Here is a 14445-nt window from a genome sequence, read left to right as displayed (position 1 = left end):
ATCACCTGTCGCCTGCGCACCCGGCGACACAAGTTGGCTAAGGAGACGGTCATGCGCAGAAGGGTCAGCGCCCGGAAATCGACGGTGGGGCGAGTCGCGGCCGGCGAGAGCGGCACGTCGGCGAGTTGCCCTTGCCGGTCCGGGCCCGGAATGGGTCCGCAGGCCGCTTTCAACCTTCCAGAGCCCGAGGACTCGGAGCTGGGCGTGGGGGTGCCGCCGGGTCACCTAGGGTGGGCCGCCGGCATCCATCACGCGGAAGGTCCACAGTGGTCGCTCCCGAGGGGCGGAGCAGCGGTCGAGGCGGCCTTCTGCAACAGCTGCTCCGATTCACCGCGGTCGGCGTCGTGGGCGCGGTCGTGGATCTGAGCGCCTACCTGTCAGGGCTTCATCTGGGCCTGCCGACGTATGCCGCCCGGGCGCTGAGCTTCGTGTGCGGCACGACGACCGCATACGTCCTCAACCGCCGCTGGGCCTTCCAGGTCGAGGGCAGCGCCGGTCGCGCGGCAGGTTTCGCGCTTCTCTACGGCACGACGTTTCTCGTGATCATCGGGGTGAACGCCGCTGCGCTGGCCCTGCTCCCCGAGTGGTGGTGGACAGTGACGTTCGCCTGGGCGCTGTCGCAGGGGTTGGGCACGATGGTCAACTTCGTCATGCTCCGCACGGTCGTGTTCCGCCGGTGAGCCGCGGGCGGGCGGCCTCGCCGCGCCGGGACCACCGGAAACGCGTCGTCGCAGCGGCCGGCGTCGACCTGCTCGTCGTGGCCGTCGACGTCGTCCACGGATCGCGGGTGCCGGCCCGCACCGGAACGACCGCCGAACCGTCGTCAGGCGCCCACGGGGTCGCGCACCACGTGCCGGCCCGCCGGCCCGTACCGGTTCGGTCCCGCGTCCCCGCGCGGGAACCCGTTCTGGCCCAGCAGGACGATCCAGCCGACGAGGGGCAGGAGCGTCCACAGCAGCCACCAGGCGGAGTGGCCGCGGTCGTGCAGGTCCCCCGCACGGGGCGATCACCCGTACGTCACCGATGACGTCGACCCGAGCCTCCGGTCCTACCTGCGACACAGCCGCTGGAGGGCGGCCCCGCGCCACCTGGTGGGAGGAAGACGATGCGGAAGATCGTCGTGCACATGTCGGTGTCGCTCGACGGCTTCTTCGAGGGGCCCGACCGGGACATCGGCTGGCACCGCGTCGACGACGAGCTGCACACGTTCGTCAACGAGCAGCTCAGTGGCATGAGCGCGTTCCTCTTCGGGCGCGTCACCCACGAGCTCATGGCCGATTTCTGGCCCACCGCCGACCGGGACCCGGAGATCAGCGCGCCGATGAGGGAGTTCGCCGGCATCTACCGCCGGATGCCCAGGATCGTCTTCTCCCGCACGCTCGAGGAGGCCGAGTGGGCCACCTCGGTCCGGCACGAGGTGCACCCGGAGGACATCCGGGCCCTGCAGCGGCAACCGGGCGGTGACATGACCGTCGGCGGCGCCGATCTGATCCGCACGTTCCGGCGGCACGACCTGATCGACGAGTACCGCCTCTACGTCAACCCAGTGCTGCTCGGCCGCGGCCGGCAGCTCTTCGACGGGGCGGACACCCCGAGCGACCTGCGACTGGTCGAGACCCGGACGTTCGGCAACGGCGTCGTGCTCCTCCGGCACGAGGTAGCCCGCTGAGCAGTTCGCCCGGCGCGGAGGCGCCGGGTCATCCCCCGACGGCCTCCCGGCAGCCGGAGTCCAGTGCCCGGGCCGCCGTCGCGAGCACGGCGACGACGTCCCGCCCGAAGGCGACGTCGCACGGGTGCGCGCCCCCGGTCAGCGCCGCGGCGATGAGCTCGTCGACGGCGGTGGTGAACGCCTCGACCGGGTGCTCGGTGTCGGGCAGGAGCGCCAGCCGGCCGGCGTCCCCGTGCACGAAGAACTCGATGCCCGCGGACATCGGCGCCACCGTGTGCGAGAGCGTCACCGTCGAGGCGGTGCCGGACGCGTGGGTGAGCACCAGGTGCACCGTGTCGCGCAACCCGGCGCCGGCCTGCACCGCGACGACCGGGCCGAGCGCGGGCACCAGCAGTGAGAGCGCGTGTGGCCCGATGTCCCACAGAGCCCCGTGCTGCTGGCGCCAGGGCGAGGCGGCGAACGGCGTCCCGGCCAGCGACGACAGCCACGACCCGGCGCCACCGGCCAGGTGGGTCCGGGCCGCCTGGGTCAGCCAGGTCGACGTCCCGGCCTGGAAGCGGAAGGTGAAGAAGACGACGGACGCCACGCCGGCGTCCCGCACCGCCGCCACCACCCGGTCGGCGGCGGCGAGGTCGAGGGCGATCGGCTTCTCCAGCAGCAGGTGCTTGCCCGCCGCGGCGGCCCGCTCGGCCAGCGGTGCCTGCACGTCGGGCGGCAGCGCGACGGCCACGGCGTCCACCTGCGCGAGGAGCTCGTCGACGTCGGCGAACCCGGGGACGTGGAACCGCGCGCCCACCGCCTTCGCCTTGGTGACGTCCCGGCCCCAGATCCCGGCGAGGTCCGCAGCGGGGTGCGCCGCCAGCGCGGCGGCGTGGACCTCCGTGGCCCAGAAGCCGGTGCCCAGGACGCCGAAGCGCATGGTCAGACCGCGCCGAACTGGCGGTCGCCCGCGTCGCCGAGGCCGGGCACGATGTAGGCCTTCTCGTTGAGCCCCTCGTCGACGCTGGCGGTGAAGACCCGCAGCGGCAGCCCGCTCTCCTCCAGCCGGCGGATGCCCTCGGGGGCGGCCAGCGCGCAGAGCACGGTGATCGACGTGGCTCCGCGCGCGGTGAGCAGGCCGCAGCAGTGCACGAGCGAGCCGCCGGTGGCCAGCATCGGGTCGAGCACGAAGACCGCGCGGTCGACCAACGACTGCGGCAGCGAGGCCATGTACGCCTCCGGCTGGAAGGTCTCCTCGTTGCGGGCCAGACCCACGAAGCCCATCTGGGACTCGGGCAGCATGCCGTGCGCGGTGTCGGCCATCCCGAGCCCGGCCCGCAGCACCGGGACGATCAGCGGCGGCGCGGCGAGCCGGTAGCCGGTCGTGGCGGTGACCGGCGTCTGGATCGGCTCCTCGGCGATCGCCAGGTCGCGGGTGGCCTCGTAGACCAGCATCTGGGTCAGCTCGCGCAGGGCAGCCCGGAACATGGCGTTGTCCGTCCGCTCGTCGCGCATCCGGGTCAGGCGGGCACGGGCCAACGGGTGGTCGACGACGGTGAGCTGCACGGGCGACACCGTAGCGGGACGGCGCCCGAGCGCCGCTCCTGTACCGGACCGGCGTCCAGGTCGTACGACGGGCAGGGATCAGCGCGTTGTCAGCAGCCGCGCACCGATGACGATCTCGCTGTGGTCGGGGCGGAAGGTTCGCCATCGTCCGCCGGGATCTCGCTGGACGCGGAAGCCGTGGTGGATCTTGGTGTGGTGGCGTTCGCACAGCAGCGCCGAGTTCTCCAGCGAGGTCTCTCCGCCGAGGATCCAGTGCTGCAGGTGGTGGACGTCGCACCAGTGGGTCGGGGCGGCGCAGCCGGCGAAGACGCAGGCCTGGTCGCGCAGCTCGACGGCCCTGCGCAGGTGCGGCGGCACCACGCGCTTGGTGCGGCCCAGGTTCAGCGGCACCCCGTGCTCGTCGAGGACGACGGGGGTGATGCTGCCGTCGCAGGCCAGCGCCCGGGCGGTGGCGGCCGAGACCAGGCCGCCGAAGCCGGTGGCCGCGGCGGCCGGGCCGGGAGCCGGGTCGGCCAGGTCGGCGGCCGGGATGGTGACCACCACGGTGGGCTTGACCGTGCGCAGGAACGGCAGGTTCCCGGCGGCGAGGGCGTTGTCGGCCAGCTGCACCAGCGCGTCGGCCAGCTGCTGGCCGCGGGTCCGCCGATCGCCCCGGGGCCGGTCGGCCTGGGTGATCGCCTCCAGCGCCGCGGCCAGCTTCTCCCCGCCGGTGGCGTCCAGCCGCCCGCGCAGCACCACCGTGCCGTCGGAGAACGTCGCCAAGATCAGCGACCGCTCCTCGGTGGGGTCGGGCTCGGGGCCGTCGGGATCCAGCCGGGCCAGGTAGTGGTGCACCACCCGGGTCAGCTGCTGCAGGGGCCGCTCGGCGGCGAGGGCGGCCAGGGTGCGGTCGACCTCGGCCAGGTCGACGCCCTGCGCCCGCGCCGCCCGCCGGCGGTCCTCCGTCGCCACCGGGGCGATGACGGCGACCTGCTCGGCGGTGACCGCGCCGTCGGCGAACGCGGAGGCGAGCGCGGGCAGGTGCTCCAGCGCCCTGCCGTTGCGGACCAGCTGCCCCGCCGCACCCGGGCTGAGCCGGCCGTGGCCGCGCAGCCACGACCGCATCGACTTCAGGCCGTCGTCCTCCGGAGCCTGCTGCAGCTCCGCGGCACGTACGGAGCGGGCCAGCTGGGCGTCGAGGCGGTTGCGCGCCTCGAGCAGCTCGGTGATCCGGTCGAGCTGCTGCCGCGGCCCCAGGCTGCGGACGTCCTCGACGGCCAGGGCGTCGAGGGCCGACCGCAGCTCGCTCACCGCCACCTCCTCAATCACTCGAACACGTGTACGAATACTACCGCCCGAGAGCCCCTGCCGCAGTACGAATCCCCAGGTCAGGCGCCTGTCCACAGGCTCGGCCTCGTGTCGCCCCAGGAGTGGAGGTCGTGTGGGGAGATCGGCTGGCCAGGTCCAGCACACGGGGTGGCCGTAGGGAAGGCCGTCGAGGACGGTTGCTGCGCGTCGAGGACGTGCATGGTGGGGCCGTCGGAGCGCCCCGGGGGTTGCACCGGTTTTCCCCGCGCGGTCCGCCTCCCGGTCCGGTGCTCCGCTCCCCAGGGGTGATCAGTGTCGGGGACCGGAGCAGCGCAGGGGAGAATGACCGCATGACCCACCTGCTCGACCCCGACGCGCTGCCCGACGACGCGCGCGCGTTGATGGCACCGCTGCCGCCCTACGACGACGTGACGCGCTCCGACGCCGCCTTCCGCGCCTTCCTGCACGGTCTGCCGGGGGTCGACCAGGTGGGCGCCGAGTCGCGCGTCGCGGTGCTGGGCACCCGGTCCATCAAGACCACGGCGAAGGCGTGGGCCATCGACACCGCGATCTCGATGGTCGACCTGACCACCCTGGAGGGTGCCGACACCCCGGGCAAGGTCCGCTCCCTGGCCGCCAAGGCCCGCCGCCCCGACCCGGAAGACCTCGGCTGTCCGCAGGTCGCCGCCGTCTGCGTCTACGGCGACCTCGCCGGGGTGGCGAAGGAGGCGCTGCAGGGCACCGGCATCCACGTCGCCGCCGTCGCCACCGCGTTCCCCAGCGGCCGCGCCTCCCGCGCGGTGAAGATCGCCGACGTGGAGGACGCCGTCGGCAACGGCGCCGACGAGATCGACATGGTCATCGACCGGGGCGCCTTCCTCGCCGGTCGCTACCTCGACGTGTACGAGGAGATCGTGGCGGTCAAGCGGGCCTGCGGGCCGGCCCACCTCAAGGTCATCCTCGAGACCGGCGAGCTGGTCACCCTCGACAACGTCCGCCGCGCCTCGTGGATCGCGATGCTGGCCGGCGGCGACTTCATCAAGACCTCGACCGGCAAGGTGAACCCGGCCGCCACGCTCCCGGTTGGCCTGGTGATGCTGGAGGCCGTCCGCGACTTCCGCGCCGCCACCGGCCGCCAGGTCGGCTTCAAGCCCGCGGGCGGCATCCGGACGACGAAGGACGCGATCAAGCACCTGGTGCTGATCAACGAGACCGTCGGCCCCGACTGGCTGGACCCCGACTGGTTTCGCTTCGGCGCCTCCAGCCTGCTCAACGACCTGCTGCTGCAGCGCCAGAAGCTGCGCACCGGCCACTACTCCGGCCCCGACTACGTGACGGTGGACTGATCCAGGCATGACCGTTTTCGAGTACGCCCCCGCGCCCGAGTCGCGGTCGATCGTCGACATCGCGCCGTCCTACGGCCTGTTCGTCGACGGTGAGTTCGTCGACGGCACCGGTGAGCCCTTCAAGAGCGTCAACCCGGCCACCGAGGAGGTCCTGACCGAGGTCTCGGCGGCGAGCGAGGCGGACGTCGACCGTGCGGTGGCCGCCGCCCGGCGCGCGTTCACCCGGGTGTGGGGGCCCATGCGCCCCGCCGACCGCGGCAAGTACCTGTTCCGCATCGCCCGGCTGCTGCAGGAGCGCGCCCGCGAGTTCGCCGTCCTCGAGTCGCTCGACAACGGCAAGCCGATCCGGGAGTCCCGCGACGTCGACGTCCCCCTGGCCGCGGCGCACTTCTTCTACCACGCCGGCTGGGCGGACAAGCTCGATCACGCGGGCCTGGGTCCGAATCCGCGGCCGCTGGGCGTGGCCGGACAGGTCATCCCGTGGAACTTCCCGCTGCTGATGCTGGCGTGGAAGGTCGCGCCCGCTCTCGCGACCGGCAACACCGTCGTCCTCAAGCCGGCCGAGACCACCCCGCTGACCGCGCTGCTGTTCGCCGAGATCTGCCAGCAGGCCGACCTGCCGCCCGGCGTGGTCAACATCGTTCCGGGCGCCGGCGACACCGGCCGCTCGGTCGTGGAGCACGGGGACGTCGACAAGGTGGCGTTCACCGGGTCGACGGAGGTCGGCAAGTCGATCGCGCGGGCCGTCGCCGGGACCCGGAAGAAGCTCACTCTCGAGCTCGGCGGCAAGGCGGCCAACATCGTCTTCGACGACGCCCCGATCGACCAGGCCGTCGAAGGCATCGTCCAGGGGATCTTCTTCAACCAGGGGCACGTGTGCTGCGCGGGCAGCCGGCTGCTCGTGCAGGAGAACGTCCACGACGAGGTGATCGCCTCGCTGCAGCGGCGCATCGGCACGCTGCGCGTGGGGGACCCGCTGGACAAGAACACCGACATCGGGGCGATCAACTCGGCGGAGCAGCTGGCCCGGATCCGCGAGCTGTCCGACCACGGCGAGGCCGAGGGCGCGCGGCGCTGGCAGCCGGCCTGCGAGCTGCCCCAGCGCGGCTACTGGTTCCCGCCGACCGTCTTCACCGACGTCTCCCCCGCCCACCGCATCGCCCGCGAGGAGGTCTTCGGCCCGGTGCTGTCGGTGCTCACCTTCCGCACCCCCGACGAGGCGGTGGCGAAGGCGAACAACTCCACCTACGGGCTCTCGGCGGGCATCTGGACCGAGAAGGGCTCGCGGATCCTGAAGATCGCCGACCAGCTGCGCGCCGGGGTCGTGTGGGCCAACACGTTCAACAAGTTCGACCCGACGTCGCCCTTCGGCGGCTACAAGCAGTCCGGCTACGGCCGCGAGGGCGGCCGGCACGGGCTGGCCGCGTACCTGAAGGGTGCTGAGAAGTGATCGGCAGCGAGCGCCTCGCCGTCCGCAAGACCTACAAGCTGTACATCAACGGCGCCTTCCCCCGCTCGGAGTCCGGGCGCACCTACGAGGTCACCGACAGCCGCGGGCACTTCCTCGCCAACGCCGCCCGCGCCTCCCGCAAGGACGCCCGCGACGCCGTCGTCGCCGCCCGCGCGGCCTTCCCCAAGTGGTCCGGGACGACGGCCTACAACCGCGGCCAGGTGCTCTACCGGGTGGCCGAGGTGATGGAGGGCCGGCACGTCCAGTTCTGCGAGGAGGTGGCCGCCGGCGAGGGGCTGTCGCAGTCCAGGGCGCGCGCCGCGGTGGACGCGGCGATCGACCGCTGGGTCTGGTACGCGGGGTGGACCGACAAGCTGGCCGCCGTCCTGGGCGGGGCGAACCCGGTCGCCGGGCCGTACTTCGACTTCTCGATGCCCGAGCCGACCGGCGTCGTCGCTGTCCTCGCGCCGCAGCAGTCCTCGCTGCTGGGGCTGGTGAGCGTGCTCGCCCCGGTGCTCGCCGGCGGCAACACCGCAGTGGTGGTGACGTCGAAGCAGCGCCCGCTGCCCGCCGTCACCCTCGCCGAGGTGCTGGCCACCAGCGACGTCCCCGGGGGCGTGGTCAACCTGCTCACGGGCGACGCCGAGGAGCTGGGCACGTGGCTCGCCGAGCACGCCGATGTCGACGCCATCGACCTCACCGGGGCGCCGGCCGGCCGGGCCATGGAGCTGGAGCGGGAGGCGGCGGGCACGGTCAAGCGCGTGCTGCGCGCCCCGGCCACCGAGCCGGACTGGACCGCCGACCCCGGCCTGTCCCGGATGACGCCGTTCCTGGAGACCAAGACGGTCTGGCATCCGATCGGCCTCTGAACGAGACCCTCCGCCACGCCTCGGAAACTCGGCGCGGTGCCCCGGAGGGGGCCATGGCAGGGTGTTGCCGTGGCTAGGCCCAGCATCGTCCCGATCGCACTGACCCTCGACGACCGAACCGGCTACACCCTCTGGGCTCCACCGTGGGAGGAGGACGGCGAGGAGTGGCAGGCGTTCCTCGGCACCACCGAGGGCGAACGCGCAGTCGTCCACCTCTTCCCGTCCCCGGAGAGGCTCGCGGCGTTCTGCCGGACCAGCACCGACCACGACCTCGCCGACCATCCGGTGTGGCCGGTGGTGGCCGGTCTGGGCGCCGACGACCTGACGCCCGACGACGACCACCGCTTCGACCTCGACGGGGTGTACGACATCGCGGCGGAGGAGCCCGACCGCTGGGCGGTCGAGGAGCTCGCGGCCACCATCGACATCGTCACCCGCCTCGCCGAGTGCCTCGACACCGACGGCGACGAGGACGACGGGGACGACGACGAGAGCCAGTTCGAGGCGGTCGCCGAGCTCGCCGCCAAGCCCGAGATCGGCTCGCTGGGCCTGGGTGTGGACGCCTTCGTCGGCCGGTCCGGCGAGGAGGCCTGGCTCGGCGTCGGCGGTGTGCTCGACGAGCTGTGGGAGGACGTCGTCGAGGAGCTCAACGAGCACTTCGACTGGACCGGCGCCGGCTCGGCCGCGCTCGAGGACTACCCCGCCGCGTCGGAGGTCGAGGAGGTCGACGCCGACGAGGTCCCCGAGGACCGGTCCGACGACGTGGTCCTCGTCGACGAGGAGCCGGCCGCTGCGACCGCCACCGCGCCGGTGCGCACCATCGCCCGGGGTGGCCGGATCAACGCCTCCCCCGACGAGGTGGCCTCGGCCGCCGCATTCTGGGAGTCGGTGGGCATCCTGCCCGTGGAGATCGTCGTCCCGGAGGGCGCCGGGGTGACGCTGCGGTGCTACGTGGAGGACGTCGCCCGGTTCCTCGGCCGGGACGGCGAGGTCTTCGTCTTCGACACCCCGGCCGACCTCGCCCGCTTCTGCAAGGGCACCGAGGACCACGACCTCACCGAGATCGCCTCCTGGCCCGAGGTGGCCGACACCGACGTCCCGCCGCTGCCCGCCGATCAGGACCGCTACGACCTGACCGAGCTGTCGGAGGTGCTGTCCGAGGTGGCCGACGGGGCCGCCGGGCTGGTGGACCACCGCGCCTTCGCCCAGCCGGTCGAGGGCGTGCGGGATCTCGCCGAGTACGCCGGCCTCACGAGGGTCGACGAGCTGCTCGCGCCGACGTCGGCGCTGGGGCGGGCCGTGGCCCGTGGCGAGGTCGAGCCGCAGGCCCCGCTGCGCCAGGAGGACGCCGGCGAGCTGCGCCGGCAGTGGGACGAGGTCGTCACCCAGGTCAGCGGAGCCCTCGTCTTCCGCGACTGAACCCGCTTCCCGTACAGAAAGCGCACCTGTCAGGTGCAGCTTTCTGTACAGAAAGCGTGGGAACGGCGGAGCGGCCGGCCCCGGGAGAACCCGGGACCGGCCGCTCCGGTGTGTGCGGCCCCGTCCAGGGGCTCGCCGCGAGCCTGCGAGCGGTGAGGAGGACGGGGTCCTCGCTCAGCTGCCGTAGCGCGACGGACGGCCGGGCCGCCCGCCGGAGCGACCGCGGTCGCCGTACGACCGCTCGCCCGAGCCGTACGAGCGCTCACCGCTGGATCGCTCGGAGGCCGGGCGGGGCCGGTCGCCGAACGAGCGCCGCGGGCCGCCGCGGTGGCCACCGGGACGGTCGCCGTCCCGGCGCGGACGGCCGCCGGGGCCACCCCCGCCGCGACGCATGTCGCGCTGGGTGCGCTCCTTCGGCTCCACCGGGACGCCGCTGGCCACGAGCTCGGTGATCGCGGCGTCGCCCGGACGGATCCGGTCGACGCGCGGGTCCACCTTGGCCGTCCGGAACCGGCGCTTGGCCTGCCCGACCTGGTCGGGGAGCAGCAGCGACACGACGACACCGGCGGCGCCGGCGCGGGCGGTGCGGCCCGAGCGGTGCAGGTAGGTCTTCGCGTCCGTCGGGGGGTCGTAGTGCAGCACCAGCGAGACGTCGTCCACGTGGATGCCGCGGGCGGCGACGTCGGTGGCGACGAGCACCGGCGAGCGGGCGTCGGTGAACTCCTCCAGCGCCCGCTTGCGGGCCGACTGCGGCAGTCCACCGTGGATGGCCTCCGCCTTGATCCCGGCGGCCTGCAGGTTCTCCGTCAGCCGGTCCACGCCCAGCTGGGTGCGGGCGAAGACGATCGTCCGGCCGGGACGGCCGGCCAACTCGGTGGCCACCTGCAGCTTGTCGCGGAAGGCGAGGCTGAAGGCCAGGTGCTCGGCCGGCGGGGCGTCGTCACCGGCCCGCTTGACCTCGTGCCGGGCCGGGTCCTTGAGGTAGCGGCGGACCAGCGCGTCGACCTCGCCGTCCAGCGTGGCGGAGAACAGCAGCCGCTGGGCGTCGCTGACGGTCTGGTCGAGCAGCTCCTTGACGACCGGGAGGAAACCCAGGTCGGCCATGAAGTCGGCCTCGTCCAGCACGGTGACGACGACCTCGGCGAGGGTGGCCTCGCCCTGGCTGATCAGGTCCTGCAGCCGGCCGGGGGTGGCGATGACGACGTCGACGCCGCGGCGCAGCTGCTGGATCTGGCGGTACATGGGTGCGCCGCCGTAGACGGTGGCCAGCTGGACGCCGATCGACTGGCCGAGCGGCGCCAGGTTGTCGTGCACCTGCTGGGCGAGCTCGCGGGTAGGCACGAGCACGAGGCCGCGCGGGGCACGGCGGCCGTGCCTGACCTCGGCGCCGATGCGGGCGAGCAGCGGCAGGCCGAAGGCCAGGGTCTTGCCCGAGCCGGTGGCTGCCTTGCCGAGCACGTCGCGCCCGGCGAGCGCGTCGGGCAGGGCGGAGGTCTGGATCGCGAACGGGTGGCGGATGCCGCGCCGCTCGAGGGCGGTCACCAGCTGCTGGGGAAGGCCCAGCTGCCCGAAGGTCGGGCCGGCGGGGGCCTCGACGGTGGCGCCGATCGTGGTGGTGTCGATGGTGGTGTTCTGGACCTCGTTCGACTCGAACGAGACAGGGTGGACCAAGGTCATGCGGGGTGGGGCTCCGATACTGCTCGGAGCGCGTCCCGTGGACGAGGAGGAGCGCCGCCAGGTACCGGCGTCCTCACTTGGCGATCATCTGCGCCCAGGGATGGAACGCGGGATCTGCACGGATGCGCTCATGCCCAGACGTTCCGTCCGGGAGGATGACCGGCCTTGTGCCGGTACACCTACCGTAGCAGCGGCGATGCGCCCGCGATTCCCGACGACGAGGTGGCTGCGATCACGCTTGGAGAGCCGCGTACCCCCGACGGACGACCTGGTCGAGCAGCCGGGCACGGTCGGCGTCGTCGAGGAACGCCGCGGCGAGGGCACGCTCGGTCACCGTCCGGACGTCGTCCCACGACCAGCCGAAGGTGCCGGCGACGGCGGCGATCTCACTGCTGGCCGAGACCCCGCTCATCAGCCGGTTGTCGGTGTTGAGCGTGACCGCGAACCCCAGCCGGTGCAGCCGGTCGACCGGGTGCTCGGCCAGCGAGGGGTAGGCGCCGGTCTGCACGTTCGACGACGGCGCGATCTCCAGCGGCACCTGCCCGTCGCGCACCCGCTGGGCGAGGGGTCCGAGGGACCCGTCGGCAGCGACCTCGTCGGCGATGCGGACGCCGTGCCCGAGCCGTTCCGCCCGTGCCCCGTCGAGCGCCGCCCGGATGCTGTCGGTGCCCGCGGCCTCACCGGCGTGGACGGTCCGGTGCGCCTCCGCCTTGTCGAGGACGGCGATGGCATCGGGGAGGCGGTCCGGGGGGAAGCCGATCTCGGGGCCGGCCAGGTCGAAGCCGACCACCCCGGCGTCGCGGTAGCGGACGACGAGGCGCGCCACCTCCTCCCAGCGGTCGTTCTGGCGCATCGCGCAGAGCAGCGTCCCCACGGTGATCGGGGTGGCGGCGTCCCGGCTGCCGGCGGCGAATCCGTCGAGCATCGCCTCCACGGCCTCCTCGATCGGCGTCCCCTCCGCAGTCAGCAGCTCCGGGGCCATGCGGACCTCGGCGTACACGACGCCGTCCGCGGCCAGGTCGAGCGCGCACTCCCGCGCCACCCGGGCGACCGCGTCGGGGTGCTGCATGACGCCGACGGTGTGCGCGAACGTCTCGAGGTAGCGCACCAGCGAGCCGGAGTCGGCGGCCTCCCGGAACCACCGTCCGAGGGCGCCCGGCTCGGCGGCGGGCAGGTCGCGGTAGCCGTGCGCGTCGGCCAGCTCCAGCACCGTCTGCGGCCGCAGTCCGCCGTCCAGGTGGTCGTGCAGGAGGACCTTGGGGGCGAGGGCGATCGTCTCGGCGTTCAGCGGTGCGGGCACCCGGGGGACGTTACCGACCGGCTCGCACGGGTCACGCCGAGTGTGCCCGGAGGGTCAGCCGACCGCGGTGTCGTCGGACGGACGGCGGTGTCACTGCCCACGGTCCTGCCAGCGGAAGGTGGCGACGCACAGCAGCAGGCCGGCGACGCACCAGAGGGAGAGGACCAGCGCCACCCGCCCGAGCTCCCACGTGCCCGCCGGCTCCTGCGCGGCCAGGACGTCGGGCAGGAAGACCGAGCGCAGGCCCTGTCCCATCCACTTGAGCGGGAAGAAGGAGGCCACGGTCTGCATCCAGGTCGGGATCGAGCTGAACTGGAAGAAGACCCCGGAGATGAACTGCAGCAGCAGGGCGAACGGCGTCACGGTGGCCGACGCCGAGCGGCCGCTCCTGGCCAGGCTCGAGATCGCGATGCCCAGCAGCGTGCAGGCGGCCGCGCCGAGGGCGGTCACCCAGGCGAAGGTCAGCCAGTTCGCGCCCGAGGGCAGGTCGATGTCGTAGAAGACCACGCCGATGAGCAGCAGGACCGCGATGATCGCGACGGTCACCGCCAGGACCTGCACGATCTTCCCGACGAAGTACGCGCTGCGCGGCATCGGCGTCCCGGCCAGGCTCTTCAGCGTCCCGTCGGACCGTTCGGTGGCGATGCTGATCGCCATGTTCTGCAGGCTCGCGCCCAGGATGCCCGCGGCGATGATGCCGGCCATGAAGTACTGGGTGAACGTGACGCCGGCACCGATGTCGTAGTCGAGGACCGCGCCGAAGACCACGAGGAGCAGCACCGGGAGCAGGAGCGTGAACACCACCGACTCCCGCTGCCGGAAGAACTCCTTGAGCTCCACCGAGGCGCGGGACCGGTAGACGCTGACCAGCGAGGGCAGCGCGGGCGACGTGGTCGTCATCGGGCCTCACCGATCATCCGCAGGTAGACGTCCTCGAGCGTCGGCCGGGCCACCGTCAGGTCGGGGACCTCGTCCGGGAACCGCCCGGCGAGCTCGCGCACGAAGGCGGTGGGCGTGGCCGTGGCCTCGGTGCGACGGACGCCGTCCTCGGTCCAGCTGACCACGGCCGGCGCCGTCTCGCGCCCACCGAGGAGCCCGGGGACGGCGACCTCGACCAGCCGGCCGCGGGCGATGACGCCGACCCGGTCGGCCAGGGCCTCGGCCTCGTCGAGGTAGTGCGTGGTCAGGAGCATGGTGGTGCCCAGCTCCCGCAGCGAGCGGATGAGCGACCAGAACTGCCGGCGGGCCTCCGGGTCGAACCCGGTGGTGGGCTCGTCGAGGAAGAGCAGCGTCGGCCGGCCCACGATGCCGAGGGCGACGTCGAGGCGACGACGCTGGCCGCCCGACAGGGACCGGCCCCGGGCGCGCGCCTTGTCGGCGAGCCCGACCAGCTCCAGGACCTCGTCGGGGTCGCGCGGGTCGGGGTAGTAGGACGCCTGAGCGGTCACCATTTCCCGCACGGTCAGCTGGCTGTCACCGGCACCGGACTGCAGGACGATGCCCAGCCGCGCCTTCCACGAGCGGGCGCCGGTCGCCGGGTCCTCCCCCAGCACACGGACCTCGCCCGCGTCGCGTGCGCGGTAGCCCTCGCAGATCTCCACGGTCGTCGTCTTGCCGGCGCCGTTCGGGCCGAGCAGGGCGAAGATCTCGCCGCGGCGGATGTCGAGGTCGAGCCCGTCGACGGCGACGAAGTCGCCGTACCTCTTGACCAGCCCCCGGATGGAGATGGCCGCGTCCGGGTCGAGGGGCGGAGCCGCCGTCCGCGCCGAAGCCGCCGTCGCACTGGTCACGAGCGTCGAGTCTCCCACCGCGCCCCACGACGCCGGACACAGCCCACCGCGATCATGGCGCCGGTTCCACGGACGAGGCTCGGTCGGTGGTCC

Annotated in this window: 14 protein-coding genes; 6 read left to right on the top strand and 8 right to left on the bottom strand. The window is 73.3% G+C overall.

All coding sequences use genetic code 11. From position 1 onward, the window contains the following. Window positions 1-266: 266 nt before the first annotated feature. Window positions 267-680 carry a GtrA family protein gene (locus ACFSHS_RS01845; protein WP_376871016.1) on the top strand — a complete coding sequence of 138 codons (414 nt, stop codon included), beginning with the start codon at window positions 267-269 and terminating at the stop codon, window positions 678-680. A gap of 143 nt (window positions 681-823) precedes the next feature. On the opposite strand, the gene ACFSHS_RS01840 is transcribed toward ACFSHS_RS01845, so the two are convergent. Then, on the bottom strand, window positions 824-988 hold the full coding sequence (locus tag ACFSHS_RS01840) for a DUF805 domain-containing protein (protein WP_376871764.1): 165 nt from the start codon (window positions 986-988) through the stop codon (window positions 824-826). A 117-nt stretch (window positions 989-1105) separates the two neighbouring features. Here ACFSHS_RS01840 and ACFSHS_RS01835 point away from each other — a divergent pair, with 117 nt between their 5' ends. Beyond that, window positions 1106-1669, top strand: coding sequence for a dihydrofolate reductase family protein (locus ACFSHS_RS01835; protein ID WP_376871013.1), 564 nt, complete (start codon window positions 1106-1108; stop codon window positions 1667-1669). 28 nt (window positions 1670-1697) lie between these two features. Here ACFSHS_RS01835 and ACFSHS_RS01830 read toward each other — a convergent pair whose 3' ends face one another. The 3 genes from ACFSHS_RS01830 to ACFSHS_RS01820 form a co-directional block, all read right to left on the bottom strand. After that, entirely contained in the window at window positions 1698-2588 is an 891-nt protein-coding gene (locus ACFSHS_RS01830) for a Gfo/Idh/MocA family protein (protein ID WP_376871010.1), read from the bottom strand. A gap of 2 nt (window positions 2589-2590) precedes the next feature. Beyond that, window positions 2591-3214: a uracil phosphoribosyltransferase gene (upp, locus tag ACFSHS_RS01825; RefSeq protein ID WP_376871007.1), complete on the bottom strand. Its 624-nt coding sequence runs from the start codon at window positions 3212-3214 to the stop codon at window positions 2591-2593. 78 nt (window positions 3215-3292) lie between these two features. Beyond that, a complete protein-coding gene (locus ACFSHS_RS01820; protein ID WP_376871004.1) occupies window positions 3293-4504 on the bottom strand; it encodes an HNH endonuclease signature motif containing protein in 1212 nt (403 codons plus the stop codon). 347 nt (window positions 4505-4851) lie between these two features. Between ACFSHS_RS01820 and deoC the strand changes: the two genes are divergently transcribed. From deoC to ACFSHS_RS01800, 4 genes are all read left to right on the top strand, one after another. Continuing rightward, a complete protein-coding gene (gene deoC, locus ACFSHS_RS01815) occupies window positions 4852-5847 on the top strand; it encodes a deoxyribose-phosphate aldolase (protein WP_458199621.1) in 996 nt (331 codons plus the stop codon). A gap of 7 nt (window positions 5848-5854) precedes the next feature. Further along, window positions 5855-7297, top strand: a complete 1443-nt coding sequence (locus tag ACFSHS_RS01810; RefSeq protein WP_376871001.1) for an aldehyde dehydrogenase family protein — start codon at window positions 5855-5857, stop codon at window positions 7295-7297. Then, a complete protein-coding gene (locus ACFSHS_RS01805) occupies window positions 7294-8166 on the top strand; it encodes an aldehyde dehydrogenase family protein (protein WP_376870999.1) in 873 nt (290 codons plus the stop codon). Before ACFSHS_RS01810 ends, ACFSHS_RS01805 begins: the two co-directional genes overlap by 4 nt. 69 nt (window positions 8167-8235) lie before the next feature. Beyond that, window positions 8236-9585: a hypothetical protein gene (locus tag ACFSHS_RS01800; protein WP_376870997.1), complete on the top strand. Its 1350-nt coding sequence runs from the start codon at window positions 8236-8238 to the stop codon at window positions 9583-9585. Window positions 9586-9759: 174 nt separating this feature from the next. Here ACFSHS_RS01800 and ACFSHS_RS01795 read toward each other — a convergent pair whose 3' ends face one another. The 4 genes from ACFSHS_RS01795 to ACFSHS_RS01780 form a co-directional block, all read right to left on the bottom strand. Then, on the bottom strand, window positions 9760-11262 hold the full coding sequence (locus ACFSHS_RS01795) for a DEAD/DEAH box helicase (protein ID WP_376870994.1): 1503 nt from the start codon (window positions 11260-11262) through the stop codon (window positions 9760-9762). A 232-nt stretch (window positions 11263-11494) separates the two neighbouring features. Continuing rightward, a complete protein-coding gene (locus tag ACFSHS_RS01790; protein WP_376870992.1) occupies window positions 11495-12562 on the bottom strand; it encodes an adenosine deaminase in 1068 nt (355 codons plus the stop codon). Window positions 12563-12652: 90 nt separating this feature from the next. Beyond that, window positions 12653-13462 carry an ABC transporter permease gene (locus ACFSHS_RS01785; protein ID WP_376870989.1) on the bottom strand — a complete coding sequence of 270 codons (810 nt, stop codon included), beginning with the start codon at window positions 13460-13462 and terminating at the stop codon, window positions 12653-12655. Further along, window positions 13459-14352 carry an ABC transporter ATP-binding protein gene (locus ACFSHS_RS01780; RefSeq protein ID WP_376870987.1) on the bottom strand — a complete coding sequence of 298 codons (894 nt, stop codon included), beginning with the start codon at window positions 14350-14352 and terminating at the stop codon, window positions 13459-13461. The genes ACFSHS_RS01785 and ACFSHS_RS01780 overlap by 4 nt, the downstream gene beginning before the upstream one ends. Window positions 14353-14445: the final 93 nt, after the last annotated feature.

It is taken from the genome of Blastococcus deserti (assembly GCF_042682525.1).
Lineage (GTDB): Bacteria > Actinomycetota > Actinomycetes > Mycobacteriales > Geodermatophilaceae > Blastococcus_B > Blastococcus_B deserti.
Note: the sequence above shows the minus strand (reverse complement) of the source record. Positions and strands in the feature narration are given on the sequence as shown.